The sequence below is a fragment of the Pseudomonas sp. S11P7 genome (genome assembly GCF_023195435.1).
GTDB lineage: Bacteria > Pseudomonadota > Gammaproteobacteria > Pseudomonadales > Pseudomonadaceae > Aquipseudomonas > Aquipseudomonas fluorescens_G.
Genome location: NZ_JALPKS020000002.1, coordinates 3,755,091 through 3,767,567, shown reverse-complemented (window position 1 = coordinate 3,767,567; position 12,477 = coordinate 3,755,091). Strand labels below are relative to the sequence as shown.

The window sequence follows — 12,477 nt, the reverse complement described above, 5'->3', positions numbered from 1 at the left end:
CCGAAAAAGCAAAGGCCCCTCACCTAGCCCTCTCCCGGAGGGAGAGGGGACTTACGGAGGTGTCTGGCGCTATGCATCGACCTGAAAGAGTTGTGTCGATTATGGATTCAGCTGAATCTCTTACTTCGGCGTACCTCTTCAATATCCCCCAATCGGCTCCCTCTCCCTCCGGGAGAGGGCTGGGGTGAGGGCAAAGAGTTCAACGCGGTAACTCGATCCGCTCCACTTCCCCCGGCACCGTCGGCCAATCCCCGGCCGCCCATTTGCGCCGCGCTTCGTCGATCGCCGTCGGGTCACTGGCCACGAAATTCCAGTTGATCCGCCGCGGCCCGTCCAGCGCGGCGCCGCCGAATACCACCGCGTGCACATCACTTTCGGAAAACAGACTCATCTCTTCCCCAGCCGGCAGCACCACCAGCGCGTGAGGCTCAATGGCTTCGCCGTTCAGCTGCGCATCGCCGCTCAACACATACACCGCACGTTCTGCATGCTCGGTCGGAATCAGCAGCGTGGTCGCGCTCTGCATCCGCACTTCGGCATACAGCGTCGGAGAAAGCACCGGTACCGGTGATTCGAGACAAAAGCCTGACCCGGCAATCATGCGGATCTGCACGCCGAGGTTATCGCTGACCGGCAAGGTCGCCGCCGGATGATGGCTGTAGTGTCCCGGTCCCTGCTCATGTTCCCGGGGCGAGGCCAGCCAGACTTGCAGGCCGTGCAGGGTAAACGTCTCGGCGAGCAACGGTGCAGGCGTGCGCTCGACATGGGCGATCGCACTGCCGGCGGTCATCCAGCTGACATCGCCGGCGCTGACCACCTGATCCGAGCCGAGGCTGTCCTTGTGCTGCAGTTGGCCTTCGAACAGATAGGTGAGGGTCGACAGACCGATGTGCGGGTGCTGTCGGATGTCCATGCCTTTACCGGTCGGATAAACCGTCTCGAGCATGTGGTCGAAAAACACGAAAGGCCCGACGCTGCGGCATTTGGCTGACGGCAGTGGGCGCAGGATCGGCTGGCCTTCGACGTCTTCGGCGCGCGGGCGGATGATCAGGGGTTGCGTATCCATGGGGGCATTCCAGGCTGAGCGGGCGATGCCAGAAGCATAACCCGCCGCTGGCAATGGGAGGTTTATTGGCTGTCGAAGCCTTGCGGGGTGTGGGTTTCGATCGTCACGTCACTGGTGGTCATCAGTTTGTGAATCGGGCAACGGTCGGCGACCCGCAGCAGTTCGTCGCGTTGCGCGTCGGTGAGTACGCCTTTGAGGGTCAGGGTGACGTGCAGGACGTATTTGCCTTTCTGCTCTTCGCTGTTGTCGCGTTTGACGTCGACGCCCACGCCGGTCAGCGGAATGTCCTTCTTCTTCGCGTACATCTTCAGCGTCAGCGCTTTGCACGCGCCGAGCGCGGCATCGAAATAGTCGTGCGGCTCAGGCGCCGAACCTTCGCCGCCCGCCGTTTTCGGCACGTCGGCAAACAGTTCGTGGTCATCGATTTGTACGGTGTGACGATAGCCTTCAGCGGAGACGGTATTGACGGTAACAGTCATGAGAACCTCACAGGCAGCAGGAAAAATCGTTGGGTCAGGCAAGACCCTGCAGTTATAGAACATTCCCACCGGTACGCGTTCCGCTTTCCGTGCGGGCTGAACCCTTGTCCGTCGGGCGGGGTCTAGGCTAAGCCCACCTGCCGGAGATTACTTGTGTTTTTGTCTCGTCTGATTGTCGCCTGCCTTCTGGCTTTCGCCGGGACTGCCCATGCCCGCGAATACACCTACAGCGATGCGCACCTGCATTACGTGGATTTTTTCCAGGAAAGCGCCGGCATGGCGAAACTGCTGACGGCCATGAAGGCAAACTCCATTGAGCATGTGATGATTTCCGGCATCCCCGTGGCGAAGAAGTGGCATGAGGACGAACCCAAGCGCCCGCGTTATTACGCCGGTGATGACGCCGACGCCTATTGGTACAGCGCGACCGACGTGATCATCGCCGATGCGGTGCAAAAGCTGTCGCCGGAACAGCGTCCGTACTTTCATCCGTTCTTGTCGGGTTTCAACCCCAACGACAAAAACTCCGCCGCGCACATCCAGCGCATGCTCGACCTGTATCCGGGGCTGTGGCAGGGCATTGGCGAAGTGTTTACCCGCCACGACGATCTGACCGCACTCACCGCCGGCGACACCCCGCGAGCCAACAACGAAGCGATGACCAAGATCTATCACCTCGCCGCGGAAAATGATTTGCCAGTGATGCTGCATTCCAACATCACCTCCAAGCGTGAGAAAAATCCGCTGTACCTGCAGGAAGTCGAGGAGCCGCTGCGTAATCATCCGCACACCCGCTTCATCTGGGCGCATGCGGGCACCAGTGCGGAAATCCATCGGCATCAAAAGCAGCTGCCGTTTCTGCTGCCGACCCTGACGCGCATGCTCGAGGCTTATCCGAATCTGTTCATCGATCTGTCGTGGAGCATGCTCACGCCATACCTGCTGGACGAGCAGGGCAAGCCTCGCGCGGAATGGCTGGCGCTGGTGGAAAAGTATCCTGATCGCTTCATGCTTGGCTCCGACGTGGTAGGACGGTTCAACAAGCTCGGTGAGGAAATGCACAGCTATCGACCGTTTCTGGATGCACTGCCGGAGGCGGTGGCTCGCAAGGTTGCCCGGGATAACTTCCTGGCGATATTGCCGCGCGGTGCAATCACAAGCGCTGATCAGCGCTGAAACGTTAAGCCCAGCGCTTCGAACTAGCCGCTCGTCTGCCTATCGCCTTTTGGTCTTACGCAATTTCAGGGCAATGCCGATACCTTCTAAAGCAACCCGCTGCAGGCTGATGCAGCGATTTTGGAAGGAGCCAGTGTCATGAACATCCGTAATTTCAATATTGCCCCGCGCGCCGGCGTCGGGTTTGGTCTGTTGGCCTTGATGGTCTTCGCCCTTGGGGCGTTCGCCCTGCTGCAGATGTCGAACATGCGCGCGCAGTCCGATGAGGTCGACAACAACTGGCTGCCGAGCGTGATGGCGGTCGGGGACATGAGTCAGGACATGCTGCGCCTGCGCGCCTTGACCATGCGCCTGCTGCTCAATCGAGACCCCAAAGCGCTTGAGCAGAACGTCGCCAAGCTCAACGAGCTGCGCAATGGCCTGACGGATACGCAACGACGCTATGAGGGGCTTCTCGCCTTGCCTGAAGAGCGGGCGCTGTTCGATCGGTTCAAGGTCGCTGAACACAAGTACCTTGAGCTCCAGGCACAGGTGGTGCAGCTGTCGGGGCAGAATCGGGTAGCCGAGGCTTCAACGATTCTCAACGAGCAGATGAGCGTGCTGGCCGACGAGATCGCCGTCACCCTGCGCGAGCTGGTCGATCTGAACAAGCACAATGCCAATCTGGCCACCGAGGCGGCACGTCAGGTGTTCAACCATTCACGGGTCTGGGTTGCCGCGATGATTGCGTTGACCACGTTGATTACCATTGGCCTGGCGTGGCTGTTGACCCGCAGCATCGTCGTGCCATTGACTCAGTCGCTCGGTGTGGCTGAAGTCGTCGCCGGCGGTGATTTGACCGGCGATATTCACATCGCCGGCAAAGACGAACCGGCGCGGCTGTTGCAGGCACTCAAGAGCATGCAGCTCAACCTGCGCGAGACGATCCGGCGCATCTCCGAGTCATCCACGCAACTGGCCTCGGCTTCCGAAGAACTGAGCAGCGTCACCGAAGACGCCACGCGCGGCTTGCATCAGCAAAGCCAGGAAATCGAGCAGGCGGCCACGGCGGTCAACCAGATGACCGCGGCGGTGGAGGAGGTGGCGAACAACGCCGTGGCTACGTCCGAAGCGTCGCGTGAATCCGACCGCATCGCCCGCCAGGGGCGCGAGCAGGTGCAGCAAACGGTGACATCCATCGAGTTTCTGGCCGGCGACGTGACCCAGAACGCGGCCAAGGTCGAAGACCTCGCGCAGAAGATTCATGGCATCAGTAAAGTGCTCGATGTGATTCGTTCGATCGCCGAGCAGACCAATCTACTGGCCTTGAATGCCGCGATCGAAGCAGCGCGCGCTGGTGATGCCGGGCGCGGCTTTGCTGTAGTCGCCGATGAAGTGCGGGCCCTGGCCCATCGCACCCAGCAGTCGACGCAGGAAATCGAACAGATGATTGGCGGGATTCAGCAGGGCACCGATTCGGCGGTCAGCTCGATGCAGCAGAGCAACACGCGCGCCCGTTCGACGCTGGAACTGGCCAAGTCTGCCGGCGTGGCGCTGGAGGAGATCGCTTCGGCGTTTACCTTGATCAACGAACGTAATCTGGTGATTGCCAGCGCTTCGGAGGAGCAGGCAGCGGTGGCGCGGGAGGTGGACCGTAACCTGATGAACATTCGCGATCTGGCGATGCAGACCTCGGCGGGGGCCAATCAGACCAGTGCGGCGAGTCAGGAGTTGTCGCGTCTGGCGGTGGATTTGAACGGGATGGTGGCGCGGTTTTCGGTTTGAGTGTGTGATATCGAAAAGCCCCTCACCCTAGCCCTCTGTATGTACCGGACACATGGTGGACAGGTGTTCGGAGACATGGTGGACACTTTTTAATAGGCACATTGCTCATCATCAAGGAGATGACCTGTGTCCTGGCAAGAGGCATCCACCATGCAACTTCGTACAGAGTTTGTGCATTTGGCTCGGCAAGAAGGAGCGAATGTTCGGCAGCTTTGCCGTCGATTCAATATCAGCCCAAGTACTGCCTACAAATGGCTCAACAGGTTTGAAATATCAGGTGTAGAGGGGTTGCACGATCAGTCCCGTCGACCGAAAACATCACCGAAACGTTGTGCTGATGAGGTTGAGCAGCAGATTCTGACCATGAGTCAGCAATACGACGCCTGGGGTGCCCGCAAGCTCAAGCGCGTGCTGGAAGATGAAGGCGCTGTGATGCCCTCTGTCAGCACTGTGCATGCGGTTTTGCAGCGTCATTCGCGTGTTGATCCAAAGGCTACCGAGATCAAACCATTTATCCGCTTTGAGCACGAAGCGCCTAACGATCTATGGCAGATCGACTTCAAGGGACATTTCAGTCTGAGTCACGGACGCTGCCATCCATTCACAATACTGGACGACCACTCACGCTTTTCGCTGTGCATTGCCGCATGTGCCAATGAGCAGCGCCAAACTGTACAAGACCATCTAATCCGGACGTTTCGACGCTACGGTCTGCCGTTGCGCATGACGATGGACAACGGCTCGCCATGGGGCGATCAGACTGGCGTTTATACTGCGCTGGAAGTCTGGCTGATGAGCCAAGGCATTAAGGTCGGTCACTCCCGGCCTTATCATCCGCAGACTCAGGGAAAACTGGAGCGCTTCCACCGCAGCCTGAAAAATGAAGTCCTGCAAGGCCGGTTTTTCACCGATCTCGACGACGCACAACGGGCGTTTGATACCTGGCGCGACATCTACAACCAGAAACGCCCTCATCAGGCGCTGGGCATGGCGGTGCCGGCGGCTCGTTACAGTGGCAGCCCACGGGAATATCAGGAGCGACCGGCGGAACCGGAGTACAACGACGCAGATGTGGTCAGGAAGGTACAGGTGGGAGGCGAAATCTTCTGGAGGAATCGGGAATACAAGATCGGAAAGGCTTTTTATGGCAGGTGCATAGCGATCAGGGAGACGACGGAGGACGGCATCCACGATGTCTACTGGAGTAGACATCGTATCGCCCGAATCGACTTGAACTTGCAGATCGTGACGGCAGGTAAGAAGATCTAAAACCGTCCACCATGTCTCCGAACATGTGTCCACCATGTCTCCGGTACATACACTCCCCGGGAGAGGGAGCCTACCGAGGTGTCTTTTGCTGTACGTCGACCTGAAATACCGAGTCGATTGTGTATTCTCCAATGCAGTATCAGGCCGTCGCAGCTCTCCAATCTCACGCGGTCAGTCCCCTCTCCCCCTGGGAGAGGGTGTATGTACCGGAGACATGGTGGACACATGTTCGGAGACATGGTGGACGGTTTTAGATCTTCTTACCTGCCGTCACGATCTGCAAGTTCAAGTCGATTCGGGCGATACGATGTCTACTCCAGTAGACATCGTGGATGCCGTCCTCCGTCGTCTCCCTGATCGCTATGCACCTGCCATAAAAAAGCCTTTCCGATCTTGTATTCCCGATTCCTCCAGAAGATTTCGCCTCCCACCTGTACCTTCCTGACCACATCTGCGTCGTTGTACTCCGGTTCCGCCGGTCGCTCCTGATATTCCCGTGGGCTGCCACTGTAACGAGCCGCCGGCACCGCCATGCCCAGCGCCTGATGAGGGCGTTTCTGGTTGTAGATGTCGCGCCAGGTATCAAACGCCCGTTGTGCGTCGTCGAGATCGGTGAAAAACCGGCCTTGCAGGACTTCATTTTTCAGGCTGCGGTGGAAGCGCTCCAGTTTTCCCTGAGTCTGCGGATGATAAGGCCGGGAGTGACCGACCTTAATGCCTTGGCTCATCAGCCAGACTTCCAGCGCAGTATAAACGCCAGTCTGATCGCCCCATGGCGAGCCGTTGTCCATCGTCATGCGCAACGGCAGACCGTAGCGTCGAAACGTCCGGATTAGATGGTCTTGTACAGTTTGGCGCTGCTCATTGGCACATGCGGCAATGCACAGCGAAAAGCGTGAGTGGTCGTCCAGTATTGTGAATGGATGGCAGCGTCCGTGACTCAGACTGAAATGTCCCTTGAAGTCGATCTGCCATAGATCGTTAGGCGCTTCGTGCTCAAAGCGGATAAATGGTTTGATCTCGGTAGCCTTTGGATCAACACGCGAATGACGCTGCAAAACCGCATGCACAGTGCTGACAGAGGGCATCACAGCGCCTTCATCTTCCAGCACGCGCTTGAGCTTGCGGGCACCCCAGGCGTCGTATTGCTGACTCATGGTCAGAATCTGCTGCTCAACCTCATCAGCACAACGTTTCGGTGATGTTTTCGGTCGACGGGACTGATCGTGCAACCCCTCTACACCTGATATTTCAAACCTGTTGAGCCATTTGTAGGCAGTACTTGGGCTGATATTGAATCGACGGCAAAGCTGCCGAACATTCGCTCCTTCTTGCCGAGCCAAATGCACAAACTCTGTACGAAGTTGCATGGTGGATGCCTCTTGCCAGGACACAGGTCATCTCCTTGATGATGAGCAATGTGCCTATTAAAAAGTGTCCACCATGTCTCCGAACACCTGTCCACCATGTGTCCGGTACATACAGGGAGAGGGCTGGGGTGAGGGGTAAGCCAGGCACAAATCTTCAATCCAGCAGGCAATAAAAAGCCCCGCATTTCGCGGGGCTCTTGGTTTCTGCAACGAATCAGCTGCCTTTGACAGCCTTGCCGTTGACCGTACCGTCCTGGAGCATGATGTTGTACTCCTTGCCGTCGGTCTCGACCTGTTGCAGGCGAACCAGCAGGTAATCCCAATCCTTGGCGAACCACAGCACGGTGATGCGCTTGCTTTGTGTCGGGTCGCGCACGCGTTCGACCTTGATCGCGTCGATCTTGCCGGCCTTGGTCTCGACTTTTTCCGAGCCCAGTACGCGGAAGTCATAGGTATCGACTTCGCCGTCATCGACCACTTGATAGCTCATGGTCTTCTTGCCGGCGGCGACGTCGTGCTGCAGCGCCAGTTGATAGGTGGACTTGTCGACCATGCCACGGTTCAGCGGGATCTTCACCGCGTCGCCACGGTCGGTGCCGGTGACCAGTTTGTTGTTCCAGTCGAAATCCAGATCAGCCTTCTTGGCCTTGCCCAGACCGCCGCGTTCGAAGTGGTAGGACTGTGGCAGCAGAGTGTCCTTGTCCAGCGTCAGGGTGCTTTCTTCAGTCAGGCTGGCGATCATCATCGACGCCTTGAAGCTGAGTTTCCAGACGCCGTTGGCTTCCTTGGCCAGGCTGCGCTCGGCGGTGCCGCTCATGGGCAGCTGCTTCCAGTCGGCGGTGTAGCTGGCGGAGAACGGTTGAAGGTCCGCTGCCTGCGCGAAGGGCAGGGCGAGCAGAGCGCAAGCGAAGAGCAGGGCGCGACGCATAATATCTCCTAGATTCGAATCAAGTGGCCGCTGGCGGCGAGTAACTGCCCGTCCAGCAAGGCACCGTGCTCCCCGAGTGCCAGTCTGCCTTCGGCAAACCAGCGTACCGCCATCGGGTAAATCCGGTGTTCCTGAACGTGAACGCGCTGCGCCAGACTCTGCGGCGTGTCGTGCAACTCTACCGGTAATACTGCCTGTACGACCAGTGGTCCGCCATCGAGTTCCTCAGTGACAAAGTGCACTGAGCAGCCGTGTTCCGTGTCGCCGGCCTCCAGCGCGCGCTGATGAGTGTGTAACCCTTTGTATTTGGGCAGCAACGACGGATGAATATTGAGCAGGCGACCCTGGTAATGCCGGACGAAATCCGCGCTGAGAATGCGCATGAAACCGGCCAGTACCACGAGTTTCGGTTGGAATTCGTCGATCAGTTCGATCAGTGCAGCATCGAAGGCCTCACGGCCCTCGAATGCCTTGTGATCCAGCGAGCGGGTGGCGATACCCGCATCACTGGCGCGCTGCAGGCCGTAGGCGTCGGCGCGATTGGAAATCACTGCAGCGATGCGGACCGGGCTGTCGCCGGTCCGCGTGCTGTCGATCAAGGCCTGCAAGTTACTGCCGGTGCCGGACAACAGCACCACGACATCACAGGGTGCGGACATCAATGAGCCTTAAGGTTCTGCAGATCGACCTGGGCAGCGCCTTCGGCAGCCGCCGCGATCTGACCGATGACCCAAGGCTGCTCGCCCGCGTCACGCAGGGTGTTCAGGGCCACTTCAACGTGCTCCTGAGCCACACAGATGACCATGCCGACGCCGCAGTTCAGCACGCGGTGCATCTCGGTTTCGTCAACGTTGCCTTTTTCTTGCAGCCAGTCGAACACTGCCGGGCGGGTCCAGCTAGCGACGTCAACCACGGCCTGAGCGCCTTTTGGCAGCACGCGCGGGATGTTGTCGAGCAGGCCACCACCGGTGATGTGGGCCATGGCCTTGACCGCGCCGGTGTCCTTGATCAGCTTGAGCAGCGGCTTGACGTAGATGCGGGTCGGGGCCATCAGCAGGTCGGTCAGCGGTTTGCCGTCGAGCTGGATGTTTTCGATGTCGGCGCCGGAGACTTCGATGATCTTGCGGATCAGCGAGTAGCCATTGGAGTGCGGGCCGGACGACGGCAGGGCGATCAGCGCGTCACCGGTGGCGACTTTCGAGCCGTCGATGATTTCGGCTTTTTCCACGACGCCGACGCAGAAACCGGCCAGGTCGTAGTCTTCGCCTTCGTACATGCCCGGCATTTCAGCGGTTTCGCCGCCCACCAGCGAGCAACCGGACAGTTCACAGCCGGCGCCGATACCGGTCACCACCTGGGCGGCGGTGTCGACGTTGAGTTTGCCGGTGGCGTAGTAGTCGAGGAAGAACAGCGGCTCGGCACCGCACACCACCAGATCGTTGACGCACATGGCGACCAGGTCGATGCCGATGCTGTCGTGCTTGTTCAGGTTCAGCGCCAGACGCAGCTTGGTGCCGACGCCGTCGGTGCCGGACACCAGCACCGGCTGCTTGTAGCCGGCCGGGATTTCGCAGAGGGCGCCGAAACCGCCCAGGCCGCCCATGACTTCCGGGCGCGCAGTGCGCTTGGCGACGCTCTTGATGCGTTCGACCAATGCTTCACCGGCGTCGATGTCTACACCGGCGTCCTTGTAGCTCAGGGAGGGTTGCTTGCTCATGATCCAGGCCTTTAGGGGAGGGGATTCAGGGGGTAACGACCGAGTTCAGCGGGAACATCGAAATCGGGGTGGCGGTGGCCTCACGCGAGTTTCGGGGTGCCCGGCTGTTGCCGGTCTGCGAAGGCGCGCGATTTTATCAGGCTTGAGGGGCAGCGGCCATCCTCGCACCGACGGGCAGGGGCATATCCGCGGAAATTTTTTACAATCCGGCGCCCTGAACGTCTGTATAAGGTGTGGCCATTAACCGTCTATCGTTATCACTGTGCAAAAACTTACCGCCGCCGTGTGAATGTTTTGCGCAGGCCAAGGGTCACAGCCTTGCTCAAACGGTTCACGCGGCCTGTTCCAGCCGCTCCTGTCGACGGGAATTCTCCATGCGTTTTGCTAAATTATTGTTGGTAGGCTATCTGTCGCTGCTCAGCCTGGCGAGTCACGCCGAAAATCTCAAAGGCCTTTATCAAGTGCGCCAGCCGGTGACCGGCCAGGCGCCGGAAGAGCGCGATCGCGCCACGCAGGCGGCGCTCGACACGCTGGTGCTGCGCCTGACCGGCGACCCGAAAGCCCCGCAAAACCCAGGCCTGGCGGCGATTCGCAAAGACCCGCAGCAGATCATCAGCCAATTCGGTTTCGATGCCGGGCCGCCGGAAGTGCTGAAGGTCGATTTCGATCCGGCAACCAGCGAACAGGCGCTGCGTCGCGCCGGCTTGTCGCTGTGGGGCGCCAATCGGCCGTCGATTCTCGGTTGGTGGCTGAACGATTCGACCGAGGGCTCGAGTCTGGTCGGCGACGGTCAGGCTGCGGCGACGCCACTGCGTGCGGCGGCGCAACATCGTGGCTTGCCCCTGCGTCTGCCGCTGGCCGACCTGAGCGAGCAGTTGGTCGCCACCGCGCCGACGCTCGAGGGCGCCGATGCCGCGCCGTTGCGCAGCGCATCCGAACGCTACAATGCCGACGCCTTGCTGGCCGTGCATGCCCGTGAAGAAGGCGGGCAGTGGCAGGCCAAATGGCGCCTGTGGCTGGGCGATCAGAAAGAAGCCGGCAGTGTGCAGGGCGCAGATCAAGCTGCCGTGGCCGATGCGGTGATGCTGGCCGTGGCCGAGCGCCTGGCGCCGCGCTTTGTAGTCAAACCCGGCGCTTCCGGGCAGCAGACCCTCGAAGTACAGGGCATGAATCTGGAGCATTACGCGGCACTGTTGCGGTTACTCGAACCGTTCGGCGTGCGTCTGCAGACTGTCGATGGCGATCGTATCGTCTATCGGGTCAACGGCAGTGCCGAGCAGTTGCGTGCGCAACTTTCATTGGCGAAGTTGCAGGAGTTGCCGCCAGAGGCGCCGGCTCCGGTGGCCGCGCCGCAAGCTGTGGAGGCCGGTGCTGCACCGGTGGCAGCGCCCACCCCGGTAGCGGCGGCGCCGTCGTTACGCTTTCGTTGGTAAATCTTTCTTTATATAGAAGCAGGAGTGGTAAATGGCCGATACGCGGCGTTGGTTCTGGCTCGGTGGGGTAGTCCTGCTTTGCGCGTTTGTCTGGTTGCTGCACCCGATCCTCACGCCATTCCTGGTCGCGCTGTTGCTGGCTTATCTGTTCGATCCGCTGGTGGATCGGCTGGAGCGGGCCGGCCTGTCGCGCACCTGGGGAGTGATCTCGGTGTTCGCCTTGTTCACTCTGATCGTCACTGCATTGCTGTTGGTGCTGGTGCCGATGCTCGCCAAGCAGTTGCTGCGTCTGTACGAACTGGCGCCGCAGATGCTCGACTGGCTGCAGCACACCGCGGTGCCATGGGCGCAGGCGAAGCTGGGGCTGTCGGATGGTTTCTGGAAGTTCGACAAGGTCAAAGCGGCGATCAGTGAGCACATGGGCCAGACCACCGACATCGTCGGCGTGGTGCTGAGTCAGGCGACAGCGTCGAGTCTGGCGCTGATTGGCTGGCTGGCGAATCTGGTGCTGATTCCAGTGGTGAGCTTTTACTTGCTGCGCGATTGGGATGTGATGATGGCCAAGATCCGCAGCCTGCTGCCGCGTGATCGCGAAGAGCGCGTGGTGGCGCTGGCCGGCGAATGCCATGAAGTGCTCGGCGCATTCGTGCGCGGTCAGTTGCTGGTGATGCTGGCGCTGGGCGTGATCTATGCGGCGGGGCTGATGATCGTCGGTCTCGAGCTGGGCCTGTTGATCGGCTTGATCGCAGGTCTGGCGGCAATCGTGCCTTATATGGGCTTTGTGATCGGTATCGGCGCGGCGCTGATCGCCGGGTTGTTCCAGTTCGGCGGCGATCTGTACCCGATGGTCGGCATCGTCGCGGTGTTCATGGTCGGGCAGGCGCTGGAAGGCATGGTGCTGACACCGCTTTTGGTGGGCGACCGCATCGGCCTGCATCCGGTGGCGGTGATTTTCGCCATTCTCGCCGGTGGCGAGCTGTTCGGTTTTACCGGGGTGTTGCTGGCGCTGCCGGTGGCCGCAGTGATCATGGTCCTGGTGCGCCATGTGCACGATCTGTACAAGGATTCCGACATCTATAGTGGTGTAGACGAGCCGGAGTTGTAGGGGCGAAGGGCGGCCCGGCGAACCGCCGGGTTGCCGCGTTTTCCACAGGCGTCGGCGCCAAAGAATCTGTCAGGAAACCAAGGCGTTAACGCAAACCTTTGATTTTGCTTGGACTCTGTCGCATTGTGCGCTCAGCGTCACGGGTATAAACTTCGCCAACTTTACACAGA

Annotated in this window: 10 protein-coding genes and 2 pseudogenes; 6 read left to right on the top strand and 6 right to left on the bottom strand. The window is 59.8% G+C overall.

Translation table 11 applies throughout. The features are described from left to right. Positions 1 to 199: 199 nt before the first annotated feature. Complete coding sequence (locus M0746_RS17290; protein WP_258450041.1) at positions 200 to 1,066, bottom strand: pirin family protein; 867 nt, start codon at positions 1,064 to 1,066, stop codon at positions 200 to 202. Positions 1,067 to 1,128: 62 nt separating this feature from the next. Further along, positions 1,129 to 1,545 (bottom strand): OsmC family protein, encoded by a 417-nt coding sequence (locus M0746_RS17285; protein ID WP_090282426.1) that lies wholly within the window; start codon positions 1,543 to 1,545, stop codon positions 1,129 to 1,131. Positions 1,546 to 1,698: 153 nt separating this feature from the next. Here M0746_RS17285 and M0746_RS17280 point away from each other — a divergent pair, with 153 nt between their 5' ends. The 4 genes and pseudogenes from M0746_RS17280 (at position 1,699) to M0746_RS17270 (ending at position 5,754) form a co-directional block, all read left to right on the top strand. After that, positions 1,699 to 2,721, top strand: coding sequence for an amidohydrolase family protein (locus M0746_RS17280; protein WP_258450040.1), 1,023 nt, complete (start codon positions 1,699 to 1,701; stop codon positions 2,719 to 2,721). Positions 2,722 to 2,859: 138 nt separating this feature from the next. Then, positions 2,860 to 3,630: pseudogene (locus tag M0746_RS29535) on the top strand (MCP four helix bundle domain-containing protein); the annotation flags it as partial. After that, on the top strand, positions 3,622 to 4,485 hold the full coding sequence (locus M0746_RS29530) for a methyl-accepting chemotaxis protein (protein ID WP_446731304.1): 864 nt from the start codon (positions 3,622 to 3,624) through the stop codon (positions 4,483 to 4,485). The pseudogene M0746_RS29535 and the gene M0746_RS29530, both read left to right, overlap by 9 nt. A 126-nt stretch (positions 4,486 to 4,611) precedes the next feature. Beyond that, on the top strand, positions 4,612 to 5,754 hold the full coding sequence (locus M0746_RS17270) for an IS481 family transposase (RefSeq protein WP_446731279.1): 1,143 nt from the start codon (positions 4,612 to 4,614) through the stop codon (positions 5,752 to 5,754). Positions 5,755 to 6,004: 250 nt separating this feature from the next. Here the strand turns inward: M0746_RS17270 and M0746_RS17265 are convergent. From M0746_RS17265 to purM, 4 genes and pseudogenes are all read right to left on the bottom strand, one after another. Then, positions 6,005 to 7,148: pseudogene (locus tag M0746_RS17265) on the bottom strand (IS481 family transposase). Positions 7,149 to 7,338: 190 nt separating this feature from the next. Continuing rightward, positions 7,339 to 8,052: a DUF3108 domain-containing protein gene (locus M0746_RS17260; RefSeq protein ID WP_090282429.1), complete on the bottom strand. Its 714-nt coding sequence runs from the start codon at positions 8,050 to 8,052 to the stop codon at positions 7,339 to 7,341. Positions 8,053 to 8,060: 8 nt separating this feature from the next. After that, positions 8,061 to 8,711, bottom strand: a complete 651-nt coding sequence (purN, locus tag M0746_RS17255) for a phosphoribosylglycinamide formyltransferase (protein ID WP_090282430.1) — start codon at positions 8,709 to 8,711, stop codon at positions 8,061 to 8,063. After that, the gene (gene purM, locus M0746_RS17250) at positions 8,711 to 9,769 is read right to left on the bottom strand and encodes a phosphoribosylformylglycinamidine cyclo-ligase (protein ID WP_077571719.1); all 1,059 of its coding nucleotides are present in this window, start codon (positions 9,767 to 9,769) and stop codon (positions 8,711 to 8,713) included. Before purM ends, purN begins: the two co-directional genes overlap by 1 nt. 374 nt (positions 9,770 to 10,143) lie before the next feature. Here purM and M0746_RS17245 point away from each other — a divergent pair, with 374 nt between their 5' ends. Further along, entirely contained in the window at positions 10,144 to 11,202 is a 1,059-nt protein-coding gene (locus M0746_RS17245) for a DUF2066 domain-containing protein (RefSeq protein WP_258450038.1), read from the top strand. A gap of 31 nt (positions 11,203 to 11,233) precedes the next feature. Then, positions 11,234 to 12,307, top strand: a complete 1,074-nt coding sequence (locus M0746_RS17240; protein WP_208938176.1) for an AI-2E family transporter — start codon at positions 11,234 to 11,236, stop codon at positions 12,305 to 12,307. Positions 12,308 to 12,477 lie beyond the last annotated feature (170 nt).

Excerpts from the sequence above, each read along its gene's own strand:
- M0746_RS17260 (WP_090282429.1), bottom strand. The coding sequence starts at position 8,052 with ATGCGTCGCGCCCTGCTCTTCGCTTGCGCTCTGCTCGCCCTGCCCTTC.
- M0746_RS17290 (WP_258450041.1), bottom strand. The coding sequence starts at position 1,066 with ATGGATACGCAACCCCTGATCATCCGCCCGCGCGCCGAAGACGTCGAA.
- M0746_RS17245 (WP_258450038.1), top strand. The coding sequence starts at position 10,144 with ATGCGTTTTGCTAAATTATTGTTGGTAGGCTATCTGTCGCTGCTCAGC.
- M0746_RS17285 (WP_090282426.1), bottom strand. The coding sequence starts at position 1,545 with ATGACTGTTACCGTCAATACCGTCTCCGCTGAAGGCTATCGTCACACC.
- purM (WP_077571719.1), bottom strand. The coding sequence starts at position 9,769 with ATGAGCAAGCAACCCTCCCTGAGCTACAAGGACGCCGGTGTAGACATC.
- M0746_RS29530 (WP_446731304.1), top strand. The coding sequence starts at position 3,622 with ATGCAGCTCAACCTGCGCGAGACGATCCGGCGCATCTCCGAGTCATCC.
- purN (WP_090282430.1), bottom strand. The coding sequence starts at position 8,711 with ATGTCCGCACCCTGTGATGTCGTGGTGCTGTTGTCCGGCACCGGCAGT.
- M0746_RS17240 (WP_208938176.1), top strand. The coding sequence starts at position 11,234 with ATGGCCGATACGCGGCGTTGGTTCTGGCTCGGTGGGGTAGTCCTGCTT.